Source organism: Hydrogenophaga sp., assembly GCF_035481345.1.
GTDB lineage: Bacteria > Pseudomonadota > Gammaproteobacteria > Burkholderiales > Burkholderiaceae_C > Hydrogenophaga.
In genome coordinates, this window is sequence record NZ_DATIGV010000046.1 from 1 (window position 1) to 15,518 (window position 15,518).

General features: G+C 69.4%; 19 protein-coding genes. 9 read left to right on the forward strand and 10 right to left on the reverse strand.

Going from position 1 to position 15,518, the window contains the following annotated elements:
• Both VLG41_RS04635 and VLG41_RS04640 read right to left on the reverse strand, forming a co-directional pair.
• The coding region (locus VLG41_RS04635; RefSeq protein ID WP_325348229.1) for a TSUP family transporter at positions 1–539 on the reverse strand (539 nt) is incomplete at its 3' end.
• A gap of 85 nt (positions 540–624) precedes the next feature.
• A complete protein-coding gene (locus VLG41_RS04640; protein ID WP_325348230.1) occupies positions 625–1,527 on the reverse strand; it encodes a LysR substrate-binding domain-containing protein in 903 nt (300 codons plus the stop codon).
• Positions 1,528–1,937: 410 nt separating this feature from the next.
• On the opposite strand from VLG41_RS04640, the gene VLG41_RS04645 reads away from it, so the two are divergent.
• The 4 genes from VLG41_RS04645 (at position 1,938) to VLG41_RS04660 (ending at position 3,758) form a co-directional block, all read left to right on the forward strand.
• Positions 1,938–2,342 (forward strand): response regulator, encoded by a 405-nt coding sequence (locus tag VLG41_RS04645; protein ID WP_325348231.1) that lies wholly within the window; start codon positions 1,938–1,940, stop codon positions 2,340–2,342.
• 78 nt (positions 2,343–2,420) lie between these two features.
• On the forward strand, positions 2,421–3,011 hold the full coding sequence (locus VLG41_RS04650; protein WP_325348232.1) for a TetR/AcrR family transcriptional regulator: 591 nt from the start codon (positions 2,421–2,423) through the stop codon (positions 3,009–3,011).
• Positions 3,012–3,062: 51 nt separating this feature from the next.
• Positions 3,063–3,371 (forward strand): type II toxin-antitoxin system Phd/YefM family antitoxin, encoded by a 309-nt coding sequence (locus VLG41_RS04655; protein ID WP_325348233.1) that lies wholly within the window; start codon positions 3,063–3,065, stop codon positions 3,369–3,371.
• Between the two features lie 6 nt (positions 3,372–3,377).
• Entirely contained in the window at positions 3,378–3,758 is a 381-nt protein-coding gene (locus VLG41_RS04660) for a hypothetical protein (RefSeq protein WP_325348234.1), read from the forward strand.
• A gap of 63 nt (positions 3,759–3,821) precedes the next feature.
• On the opposite strand, the gene VLG41_RS04665 is transcribed toward VLG41_RS04660, so the two are convergent.
• Positions 3,822–5,882, reverse strand: coding sequence for a sodium-translocating pyrophosphatase (locus VLG41_RS04665; protein ID WP_325348235.1), 2,061 nt, complete (start codon positions 5,880–5,882; stop codon positions 3,822–3,824).
• Positions 5,883–6,171: 289 nt separating this feature from the next.
• Here VLG41_RS04665 and ppa point away from each other — a divergent pair, with 289 nt between their 5' ends.
• A complete protein-coding gene (gene ppa / locus VLG41_RS04670; protein WP_325348236.1) occupies positions 6,172–6,711 on the forward strand; it encodes an inorganic diphosphatase in 540 nt (179 codons plus the stop codon).
• Between the two features lie 88 nt (positions 6,712–6,799).
• On the opposite strand, the gene VLG41_RS04675 is transcribed toward ppa, so the two are convergent.
• From VLG41_RS04675 to VLG41_RS04685, 3 genes are read right to left on the reverse strand one after another with little or no spacing between them, the layout of a single operon-like run.
• Positions 6,800–7,249 carry a polymer-forming cytoskeletal protein gene (locus VLG41_RS04675; RefSeq protein WP_325348237.1) on the reverse strand — a complete coding sequence of 150 codons (450 nt, stop codon included), beginning with the start codon at positions 7,247–7,249 and terminating at the stop codon, positions 6,800–6,802.
• Complete coding sequence (locus tag VLG41_RS04680) at positions 7,243–7,590, reverse strand: hypothetical protein (protein WP_325348238.1); 348 nt, start codon at positions 7,588–7,590, stop codon at positions 7,243–7,245. The genes VLG41_RS04675 and VLG41_RS04680 overlap by 7 nt, the downstream gene beginning before the upstream one ends.
• A 28-nt stretch (positions 7,591–7,618) precedes the next feature.
• Complete coding sequence (locus VLG41_RS04685; protein ID WP_325348239.1) at positions 7,619–8,776, reverse strand: GNAT family N-acetyltransferase; 1,158 nt, start codon at positions 8,774–8,776, stop codon at positions 7,619–7,621.
• 29 nt (positions 8,777–8,805) lie between these two features.
• Here VLG41_RS04685 and VLG41_RS04690 point away from each other — a divergent pair, with 29 nt between their 5' ends.
• Positions 8,806–10,491, forward strand: coding sequence for an NAD+ synthase (locus VLG41_RS04690; protein WP_325348240.1), 1,686 nt, complete (start codon positions 8,806–8,808; stop codon positions 10,489–10,491).
• Positions 10,492–10,602: 111 nt separating this feature from the next.
• Here the strand turns inward: VLG41_RS04690 and VLG41_RS04695 are convergent, their stop codons facing one another.
• On the reverse strand, positions 10,603–11,625 hold the full coding sequence (locus tag VLG41_RS04695; RefSeq protein WP_325348241.1) for an asparaginase: 1,023 nt from the start codon (positions 11,623–11,625) through the stop codon (positions 10,603–10,605).
• A gap of 169 nt (positions 11,626–11,794) precedes the next feature.
• Between VLG41_RS04695 and VLG41_RS04700 the strand changes: the two genes are divergently transcribed.
• The 3 genes from VLG41_RS04700 (at position 11,795) to VLG41_RS04710 (ending at position 13,777) form a co-directional block, all read left to right on the forward strand.
• Positions 11,795–12,382 carry a phage tail protein gene (locus tag VLG41_RS04700; protein ID WP_325348242.1) on the forward strand — a complete coding sequence of 196 codons (588 nt, stop codon included), beginning with the start codon at positions 11,795–11,797 and terminating at the stop codon, positions 12,380–12,382.
• A 17-nt stretch (positions 12,383–12,399) separates the two neighbouring features.
• Positions 12,400–13,353, forward strand: coding sequence for a hypothetical protein (locus tag VLG41_RS04705; protein ID WP_325348243.1), 954 nt, complete (start codon positions 12,400–12,402; stop codon positions 13,351–13,353).
• Positions 13,354–13,438: 85 nt separating this feature from the next.
• Positions 13,439–13,777, forward strand: a complete 339-nt coding sequence (locus VLG41_RS04710; RefSeq protein WP_291021584.1) for a P-II family nitrogen regulator — start codon at positions 13,439–13,441, stop codon at positions 13,775–13,777.
• A gap of 33 nt (positions 13,778–13,810) precedes the next feature.
• Here VLG41_RS04710 and VLG41_RS04715 read toward each other — a convergent pair whose 3' ends face one another.
• From VLG41_RS04715 to VLG41_RS04725, 3 genes are read right to left on the reverse strand one after another with little or no spacing between them, the layout of a single operon-like run.
• On the reverse strand, positions 13,811–14,398 hold the full coding sequence (locus VLG41_RS04715) for a TIGR00730 family Rossman fold protein (protein WP_325348244.1): 588 nt from the start codon (positions 14,396–14,398) through the stop codon (positions 13,811–13,813).
• Entirely contained in the window at positions 14,395–14,790 is a 396-nt protein-coding gene (locus VLG41_RS04720) for a diacylglycerol kinase (RefSeq protein WP_325348245.1), read from the reverse strand. The genes VLG41_RS04715 and VLG41_RS04720 overlap by 4 nt, the downstream gene beginning before the upstream one ends.
• The gene (locus tag VLG41_RS04725; RefSeq protein ID WP_325348246.1) at positions 14,787–15,344 is read right to left on the reverse strand and encodes an RDD family protein; all 558 of its coding nucleotides are present in this window, start codon (positions 15,342–15,344) and stop codon (positions 14,787–14,789) included. The genes VLG41_RS04720 and VLG41_RS04725 overlap by 4 nt, the downstream gene beginning before the upstream one ends.
• Positions 15,345–15,518: the final 174 nt, after the last annotated feature.

The following is a 15,518-nucleotide window of genomic DNA, read 5'->3' on the forward strand; positions in this document are numbered from 1 at the left end:
CACACGGTGCAGACAGTGAAGGTCAGGCCCAGCGCGCCGATCAGCGTTTCCTTGTTCAGATTCAGCGATTGCAGGTAGGGCACGCTGGGCATGACGAACACGCCGCTGGCCACCGTGAGCGCGCCCGTGGCCAGGCCCATGACGGGGCCGATCCACACGTCGTGCTGGCCGGGCTGCGGCAGGCGCAGGCCGAGCAGTCCGGCCAGGCCATAGAGGGCGAGCAGGCCACCAGTGAGCGCTTGCGCCCAAGGGCCGGCGGACGCCACGTCGGGCAAGGGCGACAGCCAGGCGCCCGCCACGATGCCCAGGCTCAGGCCGCGCGTGCAGCGCCACACGGCCAGCGCCACGCCGCAGCGCAGGTACTGCCACACGTTGGTGAGCAGCGAGGGCAGCACCAGCAGCGCCGCGGCCTGCGCCAGCGGCAAGACCATCGACAGGCCGGCGATCGCCACGGTCGGCAGGCCCAGGCCCGTCACGCCCTTCACCAGGCCCGCGACCACGAACACGGCGGCGGCCACCGCCAGTTGCTGCGTTTCCATGCGGCGCGATTCTGTCGGCGCGACGCGCGGGCCACCATCGCAAAGAAGCGGAGGCGGTGTTCGAAGAAGCCGAAGGCCGCGTGGCTCAGGACAGGGAGGACTGCTCGCGCAGGAAACCCATCAGCGCTTTCACCGGGGCGGGCGCGGTGTCGCTCGCGTGGTGCGTGCACAGGACGAGGCGTCGCGTGGCCCAGGGATCGTGCAGCGGGCGCCATTGCAGGCCCGGGTACTGGCGCACCAGGTCGCGCGTGGCCAGGCTGGAGACGATGGACAGGCCGATGTCCAGCGCCACCATCTTGAGCACGCCCTCGAAGGTGCGCAGGCTCACGCGGTAGCGGATGACCTTGCCGAGGTCCGTGGCCTTGACCTGCAGGTAGGTGTAGAGCGCGCTTTCCGGTGGCAGGCCCACCATGGGGTGCTCCAGGCACTGGTCGAAGCGCGGCGCCTCGCCGAGCGCGGCCAGTCGGTGCGCCGTGCCCACCACCACGAGCTGGTCCTCGGCCAGCGGCACCGTGTGCAGCCCGCTGGTGTCCATGCTGTTGGACATCACGCCCAGGTCGGCCTTGCGGCGGTGCAGGGCTTCGACGATCTCGCCGGTCCACCGCTCCTGCAGGTCGACGTCCATCTCCGGGTGTTCGCTGAGGAAGCGCGACAGCGGCTCGGGCAGGTAGCCCGAGAGCGCGGCGGTGGTGGCCAGCAGGCTCACGCGCCCGCGCCCGCCCCGCGCGAAGGGGGCCATCTCACGTTGCAGCCGGTCCAGCTCCACCAGCACCGAGCGCGCGTGGCGCGCGAGTTCGATGCCGGCGTCGGTGGGCCGCACGCCCGAGGCGCGGCGCTCGAACAGGCGCACGCCCAGGGCCGACTCCAGCTCCTGCAGGCGGCTGCTGGCGGCCGCCACCGAGAGGTGGCAGCGCCCGGCGCCGGCGGTGATCGAACCGGCGTCGAGCACCTCGATGAACAGCTTGAGCTTGGCGACGTCGACTTTCATGGGGCGCGTGGGTGGGGCAGCGCCGCATCATAGGCAGGCCCCGGGCCAGGCGCCGACAGACGGAAATCCGGGTTTCCCGGCAGAGAACTAAGGGTTTACCCTAGTCATCGCCGTCACATGCGTGCAAAATTCCGCGCTCCGTTCGCCAGGGTGCGTGTTCTCGCACCCCTGCGGGACCTTCCCGCTGGCCTGCCCCAGGCCATCCGTTCCGGCTTGCACCCTTTGGGTGCGGTACCCGAGTCGGGCGAACGCCTACCGCCACATCGCCGCCCCTGGGCGTCCACACCGCGCGAGCGCGCCCCTGCGGCGCGTCCACGGGTTTTTTCGTTTTCCGTTCCGTTCAGTCCGTCCTGGCTCCACAAGGGCCGGGTGGTCACGCTTTTTCCGGGCCCACCCCTGGCCCGTCCGCCATGAATACCGAACGCATCCTGCTCGTCGACGACAGCGAGAACGACAACCTGTTCCACGAGATCACCATCCGCAAGACGGGCTTCACGGGCGAGATCCGGGCCTTCGAGTCGGCCGAGGATTTCATGCAATTCCTGCGCCAGGACGAAGGCGGTGCGCCCACCCTGGTGCTGCTGGACATCAACCTGCCCGGCATGAGCGGCTTCGACTGCGCGCGGCAGCTCGAGGCCCTGGTGGGCGAGGACCGTTCGGTGTTCGTGAGCGTGCTGACCTCGTCCACCTGGCGCGACGACCGCCAGACCGCCGAGGCCTTGCCCCTCATCGAGGACTTCCTCATCAAGCCGCTGACGCGCGAGGCGCTGGAGCGCGTGATGGAACGCGCGCGCGCCAAGGCCTGCGCGGGCTGAGGCGTCGGCACCAGGGCCACAACGGGGCGGGCGAAGGCGGCGCGCCGGCCAATGGCGCCCAGCGCCTAAGATCGCGCGATGCCCCGCCAGGACGCCACGGCCGCCGCCACCGAACCGCACCACACCCGCCTGCTGCAGGCCCTGGCCGTCGTTGCCGCCGAGAAGGGCCTGGCCGCCGCCACCGTGTCCGACGTGGTGCGCGAGGCGGGCGTGTCCAAGCGCACCTTCTACGAGCACTTCAGCGACAAGGACGCCTGCTTCCTCACGCTCTACCGGCAAGCCAGTGCCTCGGCCCTGCGCACCCTGCGCGAGTCGGTGCAGCCCGAGCGGCCCTGGCAGGACCAACTGGAAACGGCCCTGCACGCGTACTTCGCGCACCTGGCGGCCGGCCCCCAACTCCTGCGCACCCTGTTCGTGGAGATCCACCACCTGGGCGAGTCCGGCGCGGCCGTGCGGCGCGAGGTCATGCGCACCCTGGCCGGCTTCATGCGCGACACCGTCAACCGCGACCGGGACGCCCCGCACGCCCTGAGCGAGCCCATGGCCATGGCCGCGGTGGGCGCGATCACCGAGCTCGTGCTCGACGCCATCGAGCGCGGGGAACAAGCGCGCCTGACCGAGTTGACGCCAGCGGCGAGCGAGATCGTCCGGCGGCTGGCGCTGGCCTAGTGGGGACCTGCGTTACATTATTCGTTAACGAATTCGTTCAAGGATGGTGTCATGATCTTGCGCTCCATCGATGTGGTGCCCATCAGTGAAGCCCGTGCACGGCTCACCGAACTGGCCGAGGACGTTGTGGGCCATGGCTCTGAAAAACTGCTGACCAAGAATGGCGCCAGCTATGTGGCGCTGGTCGATGCCCGCAAGCTGGACTATTACCACGCGCTCGAGGCCGAGCATGCAGGACTGGTGCTGGTTCAGAGCGCCCTCCAGGGCCTGGAGGATCTGGCGGCTGGCCGCGTGATGGACGAGTCGGAACTCGATCGTGCCCTGTCCGCGCGCCCCGCGCGTTCCCGCAAGAAGGCCTGATCTCAGGTGCCGTTGCCGGTCAATGCGCGCGTTCAGGCGGCGCGATCCTTTGTGCTCGATGTGCAATCGGCTCGGGCGTTCCTGCAGCAGCGGGACGACACCCAGGTCGAGCAGCGATATGGCGCACTGCTCGTTCGATTGAAAGAGGCACGCGAGCACCTGCGCTGGAACCCCGAGGCGGGTCGTCCGGCTCGATTCCTCCATGCCCGGTCGGCTCAGGGCCGGTCCATGGCGGACCGCGCCGCGTCGCTCGCCCGCGTGCACGGCGTGCCGCAACTGCGCGAACTGGTCGTCAAGCCCTACGTGCTGCTCTACGCGCATGGCGAAGACCGCGTGGTGCTGCTGGCGCTGAGGCACGAACGCGAGTTGCTGTTTCAGCTCGCGTAGCGGCGGCAGCACCAGAAAACAAAAAGCCCGCGGAGCGGGCTTTTTGTTTGGGCCGACCGAGGCTCAAGCCAGCGGCAGCAGCGGCACGATCAGCAGCGCCACGATGTTGATGATCTTGATCAGCGGGTTCACCGCGGGGCCGGCCGTGTCCTTGTAGGGGTCGCCCACGGTGTCGCCGGTGACGGCGGCCTTGTGCGCCTCGGAGCCCTTGCCGCCGTGGTGGCCGTCCTCGATGTACTTCTTGGCGTTGTCCCAGGCGCCACCGCCCGTGCACATGGAGATGGCGACGAACAGGCCGGTGACGATGGTGCCCATCAGCAGGCCACCCAGGGCCTTGGGCCCGAGGAACACGCCGACCAGGATGGGCACGATCACCGGCAGCAGGCTGGGGATGATCATCTCCTTGATGGCGGCCGTGGTGAGCATGTCCACCGCCTTGCCGTACTCGGGCTTGGCCGTGCCTTCCATGATGCCGGCGATCTCCTTGAACTGGCGGCGCACCTCCACCACCACCGAGCCGGCCGCGCGGCCCACGGCCTCCATGGCCATGGCGCCGAACAGGTAGGGGATCATGCCGCCGATGAACAGGCCGATGATCACCATCGGGTCGCTCAGGTCGAAGCTGACCTTGGCGCCATAGGTCTCCAGCTTGTGGGTGTAGTCGGCGAACAGCACCAGCGCGGCCAGGCCCGCCGAGCCGATGGCGTAGCCCTTGGTGACGGCCTTGGTGGTGTTGCCCACGGCGTCCAGCGGGTCGGTGATGTCGCGCACGCTGCTGGGCAGTTCGGCCATCTCGGCGATGCCGCCGGCGTTGTCGGTGATGGGGCCGTAGGCGTCCAGCGCCACCACGATGCCGGCCATGCTCAGCATGGACGTGGCCGCGACGGCGATGCCGTACAGGCCCGCCAGCATGTACGACGCGATGATGGCCGCGCAGACGAACAGCACGGGCCAGGCCGTGGAACGCATGGACACGCCCAGGCCCGCGATGATGTTGGTGCCGTGGCCGGTGGTGGAGGCCTGCGCGATGTGCTTGACCGGGCTGTACTGCGTGCCCGTGTAGAACTCGGTCACCCACACCAGCACGCCGGTGAGCACCAGGCCCACCACGCAGGCGCCGAACAGGCGCAACTGGCTGCCGGTCTGGGTGATGGCGTTGTCGGGCATCACCCAGGCCGTGACGAACCAGAAGGCGATGAGCGAGAGCACGCCAGCGATGGCGAGGCCCCGGTAGAGCGCGGGCATCACGTTCTTCATGTCGGGCCGGGCCTTGACGAAGAAGCAGCCGATGATGGACGCGATGATGGACACGCCGCCCAGCACCAGCGGGTACAGCACGGCCTGCAGCGGCGCGGCCGCCACCATCAGCGCGCCCAGCACCATGGTGGCGATGAGCGTGACCGCATAGGTCTCGAACAGGTCGGCCGCCATGCCGGCGCAGTCGCCCACGTTGTCGCCCACATTGTCGGCAATCACCGCCGGGTTGCGCGGATCGTCTTCCGGAATGCCGGCCTCCACCTTGCCCACCAGATCGGCGCCCACGTCGGCGCCCTTGGTGAAGATGCCGCCACCCAGGCGCGCAAAGATGGAGATGAGCGAGGAGCCGAAGGCCAGGCCGATCAGCGGGTTGAGCATGGCGGCCAGGTTGGACGCCGGGTTCAACTGGCCGTTGCCCACCAGGAACCAGAAGAAGCCCGTGACGCCCAGCAGGCCCAGGCCCACCACCAGCATGCCGGTGATGGCGCCGCCGCGGAAGGCGACGTCAAGCGCGGGGCCGATGCCCCTGGTGGCGGCCTGCGCGGTGCGCACGTTGGCGCGCACCGAGATGTTCATGCCGATGAAGCCGCAGGCGCCCGACAGCACTGCGCCGAGCACGAAGCCGATGGCCGTGGGACCGTCGAGGAAGACGCCGATGAGCACCGCGAGCACGATGCCCACCATGCTGATGGTCTTGTATTGCCGCGCCAGGTAGGCGGCGGCGCCGGTTTGAATGGCGCCCGCGATTTCCTGCATGCGGGCGTTGCCGGCGTCCTGCGAGAGGATCCAGCTGCGCGACCAGAAGCCGTAGACCACGGCGATCAGGCCACAGACGAGCGCGAAGATCAGCGCACTTTGACCAACCATGAAGTTCTCCTGCCAATGAGTTCGACTTGGAGGGGGCAACGCCTCCGGGGTATGCCCCCGCTGCGTTGCTTCCTCGCTGCCGTCTCTGCTGCGGAAGTTGCAGCAAGGCGCAGGCGATTGGCCAACCGCCTCAATGTAGCCAGATTCGGCCGGTTTGCCATCGGGGCTGTCAGGCTGGCGTCGGTAAAATCAGGGTAAATACGGAGCAGGGCATCGCGCCCAGGCCTCGCGCGTGTCAAGCCCGTGACGCTCCGTCACCCCGTTTCCCTCAACTCCCCTCGAGCAATCCATGTCCCTCGACAACGTCACCCCTGGCAGCAAGGTTCCCGAAGCGTTCAACGTCATCATCGAGATCCCGATGAACGCCGATCCGATCAAGTACGAGGTCGACAAGGAAACCGGCGCCATCTTCGTGGACCGCTTCATGAGCACGTCCATGCACTACCCCACCAACTACGGCTACATCCCCAAGACCATCTCGGGCGACGGCGACCCGGTGGACGTGCTGGTGATCACCCCCGTGCCGTTGCACCCCGGCGTGGTGGTGACCTGCCGCGCCCTGGGCATGCTGCGCATGGAAGACGAGGCCGGCGAGGACGCCAAGCTGCTGGCCGTGCCGGTGGACAAGATCCTGTCGATCTACACCCAGTGGCAGAAGCCCGAGGACCTGAACCCGATGCGCCTGAAGACCATCCAGCACTTCTTCGAGCACTACAAGGACCTGGAGCAGGGCAAGTGGGTGAAGGTGCTGGGCTGGGCGGACAAGGCCGCCGCGCACAAGGAGATCCTGGACGGGATCGCCAACTACGAGAAGTCGCTGAAAAACTGAAACAGGCACCCCCACGCTCCGCCGCTTCGCGGGTCGCTGCCCCCCGAGGGGGCTGATCCGCCTTGGGGCGGCCCGGCGGCGGATCGCTTCAAGCCGCGTCCGGTGGCTGCACCAGCACGTCGCGCAGCACCGGCAGGCGGTCGTTGACCTGCAAGGTATGGAAGGGGCCCTTGAGTTGGGCCCCTTCGTACATCTGCAGCCGCCGCGCGAACAGGGTGCCGGTGGAGACGCCGGACTTGCTCACGTAGACCATGCCCTCGCACTCCAGGCTGGTGTCGTGCGGGCCGCCGTTGGGTGAACCGAGCTGGCCGAAGAGGTAGAGGTCGCCCATCACGCGGATGCGTCCGCGCACGCTGGCGCCACTCCAGATGATGAGGCGGCCATCGACGCGGATGTGGCCTTCGAGTTGGCCCTGCACGAGCAGGCCGCCCTCGAAGTTGAGGTCGCCGCTCAGGTCGCAACCCGCCGCCACACGGTTGACGATGTCCATGGCCACCGGGTCGATGGTCAGGGTGTCCTGCGCGGTCTTGCTCACCATGGAAGCCCTTGCATCAGTGCGGCCAGCCAGCCTTGGGTGTGGGCGGTGAGGGCCAGGCCCGCCGCCAGAGCGGCCAGGCCCAGCGCGGCGATGGCCAGCGCGTGGCGCTCGAGCCAGCGGCGCAGAGGCTTGGGACGGCGGCGCGGCGTGCCCGGCGCCTGTTCGCCCAGGCGCTCCAGCGCCCAGGGCTGCCAGGCCGGGCTCAGGCGGGTGCCGCCGTCGTCGGGATCGAACTGCAGGCCCTGGGCCTTCAGGCTGTCCGCGCCCATGCGCCGCCCGAGCAGCACCGAGAACGGGGCGCCCACGATGCTGTGGGTAAAGAACGCGTCCTGCTCGTCCATGGCGGTCGAGTGTAGCGAAAGGGTTTGTTCACGATGGCTCGGCCTTGAGCGGGTTTCTCGCGGCGAGGTGCGCCATGTACTGCGCGACGCCTTCGCCCTCGCGTTCGAGGAAGCGGTCCACCGCCTCGGCAAAGGCGGGGTGGGCCAGCCAGTGGGCGCTGGTCGTCTTCACCGGCAGCAGGGCGCGCGCCATCTTGTGTTCGCCCTGGGCACCACCTTCGAAGCGCTGGTAGCCGTGGGCGATGCACCACTGAAGCGGCTGGTAGTAACAGGCCTCGAAGTGCAGGCAGTCCACCCGTTGCAGCGCGCCCCAGTAGCGGCCGTAGGCCACGCGGCGTTCGGGGTCGATGGCGATCAGGCTGCTGGCGATCGGCTTGCCGCCGTGCTCCGCGACGAAAAGCAGCCAGTGCTCGGGCATGGTCTGGGCCAGGCGCGCGAAGAACTCGCGGCTGAGGTAGGGCGGGTTGCCGTGCTCCAGGTAGGTGCGCTCATAGCAGCGGTAGAAGAAGTCCCAGTCGGCCTTCGTGATGGCGCGGCCTTCGGCGTGTCGGAACACCACGCCGGCCTCGGCCACCTTGCGGCGCTCCTGGCGGATCTTCTTGCGCTTGTCCTGCTGCAGGCTGGCGAGGAAGGCGTCGAAGTCGGGCCAGTTCTTGTTCTCCCAATGGAACTGGACCGTGTGGCGCAGCATGAGCCCGGCTTCGGCGCAGGCGGCCACGTCGCGCGGCTGAACGAACAGCAGGTGCAGGGACGACAGGCGCTGGTCTTCGCACCAGCTCACCAGGGTGTGCACCAGCGCGGCGCGGGCCGCGTCGTCGCGGGCCAGCAGGCGCGCGCCCGGCACGGGCGTGAAGGGCACGGCCACCAGGGCCTTGGGGTAGTAGGGCAGGCCGTGCTGCGCGTAGGCATTGGCCCAGGCCCAGTCGAAGACGTATTCGCCGTAGGAATGCGACTTGAGGTAGACCGCGCAGGCGGCGGCGAGGCGCTCGCCCCGCCACAGGGTGATGATGCGAGGCGCCCAGCCGGTGTCGGGCGCGGCGCAGCCGGTCTCGCTCATGGCCCGCAGGTAGTCGTGGCGCATGAAGGGGCTGGGGTCGCCCTCCAGGGCCAGCAGCTCGGCCCACTGCGCGGGGTCCAGCGCGGCCCAGTCGTTCAGAACCCGGGTGACATAATCGATTTCAGCCACGCCCGGCCTCTGTTTTCGAACCAGATCCCATGTCGTTTTCCGTATCGGTTGCCCAGCTCGACTTCGTGGTGGGCGACATGGCGGGCAATGCCCGCCGCATCGTCGAGGCCGCCACCGCCGCCCACGCACGCGGTGTGCGGCTGCTGCTCACGCCCGAACTCGCGATCTGCGGCTACGCCGCCGAAGACCTGTACCTCAGGCCCGCGTTCATCGAGGCCTGCGATGATGCCCTCAAGTCGGTGGCGGCCTCCACCGAGCACCTCAAAGGCCTTCACATCGTGGTGGGTCATCCGGCGCGCACGGGCAATGGCGCGCGTGGGCGCAGCGTGGCGGTGGCCTCGCTGCACAACGCGGCCAGCGTGCTGTGCGAAGGCCGCGTGGTCGCCACTTACGCCAAGCGCGAACTGCCCAACTACCAGGTGTTCGACGAGCGCCGCTACTTCGTGCCTGGCCACGCGCCCTGCGTGTTCGACGTGCCCGGCGCCGACGGCCGCCCGGTGCGTGTGGGCCTGCTCATCTGCGAGGACGCCTGGTTCGACGCGCCGGCCGCCGACGCGCGCGCCGCCGGCGCCGAACTGCTGGCGGTGATCAACGCCTCGCCCTTTCACGCCGGCAAGGGCGGCGAGCGCGAAGCCACCATGCGCGAGCGCGTGCGCGCCACCGGTTTGCCGCTGGTGTACGCGCACCTGGTGGGCGGGCAGGACGAGATCGTCTTCGAAGGCCGCAGCTTCGTGCTGGACGCCGCGGGCGAGCTGGTGGGGCGTGCGCGCAGTTTCGAAGAGGCCGAGTTCGACGCGCGCTTCGAGCGCGCGGGCGACCGCTGGCGCGTCGAAGCGTCGATCGACCGCGAGCACAGCGCCGAGGCCGACCTGTGGCACGCGCTGGTGCTGGGCGTGCGCGACTACATCGGCAAGAACGGCTTCCCGGGCGCCATCCTGGGCCTGTCGGGTGGTATCGATTCGGCGCTGGTGCTGGCCATCGCGGTCGATGCGCTGGGCAAGGACCGTGTGCGCACGGTGATGATGCCTTCGCCCTACACGGCCGACATCTCCTGGATCGACGCGCGCGACATGGCCGCGCGGCTGGGCGTGCGCTACGACGAAATTGCCATCGCGCCCGAGTTCGAGGCCTTCAAGGCCTCGCTCGCGCCGCTGTTCGAGGGCCGGGCCGAGGACACCACCGAAGAAAACCTGCAGGCGCGCATTCGCGGCACGCTGCTGATGGCGCTGTCCAACAAGTTCGGCAGCATCGTGCTGACCACCGGCAACAAGAGCGAGATGGCCACGGGCTACTGCACGCTCTACGGCGACATGGCGGGTGGATTCGCGGTCATCAAGGACGTGGCCAAGACCACGGTCTTCAAGCTCGCGCGCTGGCGCAACGCGCACGACCCCTACGGCACCGGCGCCAACCCCATCCCCGAGCGCATCATCACGCGCCCGCCCAGCGCCGAGTTGCGCCCTGACCAGAAGGACCAGGACAGCCTGCCTGAGTACCCCGTGCTCGACGCCATCATCGAGCGCTACATGGAGAACGACCAGAGCCCCGAGACCCTCATCGCCGAGGGCTTCGCGCGCGCCGACGTCGAGAAGGTGGTGCGGCTGATCCGCATCAACGAGTACAAGCGCCGCCAGGCGCCCGTGGGCATCCGCGTGACGCACCGCAGCTTCGGCAAGGACTGGCGCTACCCGATCACGAGCAAGTACAGGGCGTAGCCGTTTTAACCCCCCGCCGCGCTGCGCGCGACCCCCCAAGGGGGGCGACACCTGCGGCCCGGCAAAGCCGGTTCCGCGGTGTCACAGGGGTGGGCGGCCTCGCTCGGACGATCAGGCTGCCGAGAGGTGCAGCACGGGGCGCAGTTCGCCCACTTCGACGCCGGCCGCGTTCTTCATCGGCGGGGGCAGCAGCCGCTCGAGTTGCTCGCGGTCGATGCCGTCGTCGGCCCAGCCGAGCTGCTCCAGCGCCGCCACCAGGGCCACCATCAGCGGTGCCAGCTGGCCGTCGCCGCACTTGGCCGCGATCGCGATGCCGCGGCTGAAACTGGCCATCGCCTGCACGCCATCGGCGCCCACCTTGCTGACCCAGTCGCCACGGCCCGCGCGCATCAGGTGCAGGTCGTTGCGGCCCCGGCCGCTCACCAGGTGGGGGTGCTGGCTCATGGCCCGCGCGAGCCGGTGCGGTGCGGCGCCGTACACCGGATCGGGTGCCTTGTCCGTGAGGCGTGCAAAGGCGTGCGCCAGCGAACGCAGGGGCAGGGCGTAGTTCGGAGCGCTGCAGCCGTCGATGCCCCGCACCAGCGAGGTCTCGGGCACGCCGGACCAGTGGCTCACGCAGTGCGCGATCTCGCGCTGCGCCGGGTGATCGGGGGCGAGATAGCCCTGCAGCGGCGCGCCGAGCGCGTCGGCCAGCAGCAGCATGCCCGCGTGCTTGCCCGAGCAGTTGTGGTGCAAGGGGCCGTACCGCTCGCCGGGCGGTGGCGTCAGGCCGTTGAAGCGGAACACGTAGGGCTCGTGCGTGCCGCAGGCGAGGGCGGATTCGTCCGCACCGATGCGCGCCAGCAGGGCCGCCGCGCGGGCCACGTGCTCGGGCTCGCCGTTGTGGCTCGCGCACAGCAAGGCGATGTCGGCCTCGTCCAGCGCCAGCCGCTCGGCGGCGCGCGCGATCAGCGGCATGGCCTGGAAGGGTTTGAGCGAGGAACGCGTGAACACCGGCGTGTCCACGTCGCCCGCCGTCGCAAGCACCTGACCCGCGCGGTCGACCACGGCGAAGGAACCGTGGTGCACGTTCTCGGGATGGCCACCGCGCACGCTCACGGCGATGGGCACGTGTCGAGGCCAAGGGGGGCTCATGGGCGGTGTGGGCAAGGGCGCGCGCGCGGAGGGCGGCCAGTATGGCATGTGCCATGGAGGGGGCGGACGACTCTGATGTTTGTGTGATGGCTGGGGTCGTCGCGGGCGCGAGGATCGCTCGCCTTCCTAGACTGCGGCCCGCTTCCGCCCAACCACCATGGAGAGTCTCTTGTCTGCGTACGATCCCTTCGTCGGTGAAATCAGCCTGGTCGCGTTTTCCTATGCCCCCGAGGGTTGGGCGCTGTGCGATGGCCGGCTGCTGCCCCTCAACCAGTACGATGCGCTGTACTCCCTCATCGGCACCACCTATGGCGGCGACGGCGTATCCACGTTCGCTTTGCCGGACCTGCGGGGCCGGGCGGCGATCGGCGCCGGTACGGGCCAGGGTCTCAGCCCGGTCGAACGCGGGCAGTACCTGGGCCAGGAGCAGGCCTCGGTGCAGCAGAGCAACCTGCCAGCACACACCCACGGCGCGAGCTTCTCCAGCGGTGGTGTGCGCCCCGTGGCGTACAGCGGTGGCGCTTCATTGACCGATCCCACCGGCGCCGTGCCCGCCAACCCTGTGGGTGACGGGGGGGTGACCTTGCCCGCTTTCGCGCCAGCCGCCGAGGCCAACGCCGGCCAGGCGCCTTTGCCGGTACAAGGTCAGGTGACGGTGTTGCCCACGGGTGGAGGGCAGCCCTTGAACATCCGCAACCCGGCGCTGGGGCTCAACTACATCATCGCGCTGGTGGGTGTGTACCCGTCGAGGCCCTGATGCGCGCCGGGTTGCGAATGCTCGTCCGTTGGCTGGCGGTCCTGGGGGCGACGGCCGGGGTCTTGGTGGCGTGTGGCGGCGGCGACGACGTCCAGGTGGTGGAGCGCGTGGTGGAGACACCGGCTCAGGCCGTGATCCTCAGCGGCACGGGTGAGCCTGAAGACTCCCTGGGCAGCGACGGGCAGTTCTACCTCGATGCGTCGACGCTGCTGCTCTACGGGCCGCGCGCGCAGGGTCGGTGGCCGCGGCCGGCCAGGTCCATCAGCGGCGCGCCGGGCATGGACGGCCGGGACGGGCAGGATGGCCAAGACGGTCTGGACGGGGCCGATGGCGCCGATGGCGCCCGCATCCTCGCCGGCACGTCCGCGCCGTCGGCGGGCACGGGGCGCGATGGCGACTACTACCTCGATCGCAGCGCGTCGGTGCTGTATGGCCCCAAGACCGCGGGCGCCTGGCCGGCTGTGGGCTTGTCTCTCGTGGGTCTCACGGGGCCGGCCGGAGCGGACGGCCAGGACGGCCAGGACGGCGCGCCGGGTCCTCAGGGGCCTGCTGGCCCGGCCGGCCCCGCCAGCGTCGATCTCCACTGGAACATCGCGTCCAACAGCACGTTCGGCAATGGCTCGTACTACCTCTGGCCCCAGGGGCCCAATGCCAGCGCGCGCAACCCGGTGCTGCTGCCGCGCGCGTGTTCCGTGGCGCGCCTGCGCGTGGCGACCTTGGGGCTGCCCTCGGCCAGCGGGGTCTACACCTTCACGGTGCAGCACACGCCAGGGCCGGACCTCTCGGTGGGCGCGACCACCGACACCGCTTTGAGCTGCGTGATCGACAGCGCCACGCGCCACTGCGACACCGGTGACCGGGCGGCGGCCTTCGGCGCTGGCGACGCGATCGAGGTCCGTCTGGTGGGCAACGAGGCAATCACCAACATGGCAACGCCCGGCTCCTGGGGCATTGCATTCACCTGCCAGTGAGCCAGCCCCGGCCATGTAGGCCTCTCGATGGACGTGAGCGTGATACATTTTTCGGCACGTTCCGTCATCCACAAGGGTTCCGCTCATGAAACAGATCACCGCCGTCATCAAGCCGTTCAAGCTCGAGGAGGTGCGCGAAGCCCTGGCCGAACAAGGCGTGACCGGCCTGACGGTGACGGAGGTGAAGGGGTTCGGCCGGCAAAAGGGCCACACCGAGCTTTACCGCGGCGCCGAGTACGTGGTCGACTTCCTGCCCAAGGTGAAGGTCGAGGTCGTGGTGAAGGACGACGACGTGGACCGCTGCGTCGAGGCCATCGTGCGCGCCGCGCGCACCGGCAAGATCGGCGACGGCAAGATCTTCGTCACCTCGGTCGAGCGCGTGGTGCGCATCCGCACCGGCGAAGAGGACGAAACCGCGGTCTGAGCGGTCGCGTCGCCCGGGCCTGTCGTACGGCGCTCAGATCTCGTCGAGCCGGGGCTGCGGCGCGGTGCCCGCCGCCTCGACCAGCGCGGGCAGCAAGCGCTGCGCGTCGGCGTCCACGCGGATCAGGTCCATCTGCCAGTCGCCCATGAACTGCGCCTGCACGGCGGTGCGCAGGAAGGCCATCAGGCCCTCGTAGTAGCCGCCCACGTTGAGCAGGCCCACGGGCTTGTCGTGGTAGCCCAGTTGGCGCCAGGTCCAGACCTCGAAGAACTCCTCGAAGGTGCCGATGCCGCCGGGCAGGGCCAGGAAGGCGTGCGCGTGTTCGGCCATGAGGCGCTTGCGCTCGTGCATGGTGTCCACCACGTGCAGCTCGGTGCAGCCGTTGTGGGCCCACTCCTTTTCCACCAGCGCCTTGGGAATGATGCCGACCACGCGGCCCCCGGCCTTGAGCGTGCTGTCGGCCACCACGCCCATCAGGCCGTTGCGGCCGCCGCCGTAGACCAGCTGGCCACCGTGGCGGCCGATCCACTCGCCCACCTGCCGGGCGGCTTCCAGGAACGCGGGGCTCGCACCCGGCCGCGAGCCGCAATACACACAGAGGGAAAAGCTGGGTTCGTTCAAAACAGGTCCTTGGCGTGCACCCACAGCGCCGCGAGCCAGGTGCCGCCGCACAGCAGCAGGCTCAGCAGCACGGCGGCGCTGCCCATGTCCTTGGCGCGCTTGGACAGCGCGTGCCATTCGGGGCCGATGCGGTCGATGGCCGTCTCGATCCCGGTGTTGAGCAGTTCCACCACCATCACCAGCACCACGGTCCCGATGAGCAGCGCGACCTCGACCCAGCCCCGTCCTACCCAGAAGGCCAGCGGTACCAGTACGAGCGCGGCGAGGGCTTCCTGGCGGAAGGCGGGCTCGCCCCAGCCGGCGCGCAGCCCGGCCAACGAATAGAACAGCGCGTGCCACACACGGCTGAGGCCGCGCCGGCGCTTCTGCGGGTTCACGTCGGGGGTGTTCACGGCTGGCGCGTCTTCCTCGGTTTCTTCGGCTGCGGCGGTGGCGCGTGGTGCACCAGCCGCGTGCCGGCCAGCGCGTCGTGCAGGAACTGGCGCTGCGCGTGCAGGCGCGAGAGCAGGGCGTAGACCAGCACCCAGCCGATCAGCAGCACCGCGGTCTCACTGCCCTGGGCGCCCAATACCCAGCTCAGCGCCAGCGGCGGCAGCAGCCATAGCCACGAGAGCACGTAGCGCACCAGGGCTCGCGCCTGGCCGATCGGCTGGCCCACGGTGTCGACCACGCGGATGTGCCAGGTCTTCTGCGCCAGGGTCTGTCCCTTGTGCCAGAACCAGGTGAAGTAAATGCCGAACACCACGAACAGGAAGGCCTGCAGGGCGTGGCGGCCCTCCAGCGCGTGGCGCTGCTGCGTGAGGGCGGAGAACAGGTAGCCGGCAATGAACACCACGCCGAACATGAGCATGCCTTCGTACAGCCAGCAGGCCATGCGGCGGCGCAGCGAAGGGGCGGTGAGATCGGGGCGGGCGGCGCCGGCGGCGGCTGGGGCGTCGGAGGTCATATCGGCTGGGACGGGAAGGCCGGGATTGTCGCATTCCGGTCAAGGCCGACGAAAAGCCGGCGACTCGCTTTGCTGCAGTGCCATAATCGCCGGCTTCCGTCATCACAAGGCAAACGGATCAGGGTCCGGCGGGTATTCGTTCCGCTCATGGCCACTGGTCTCAAGTCCCGAAGC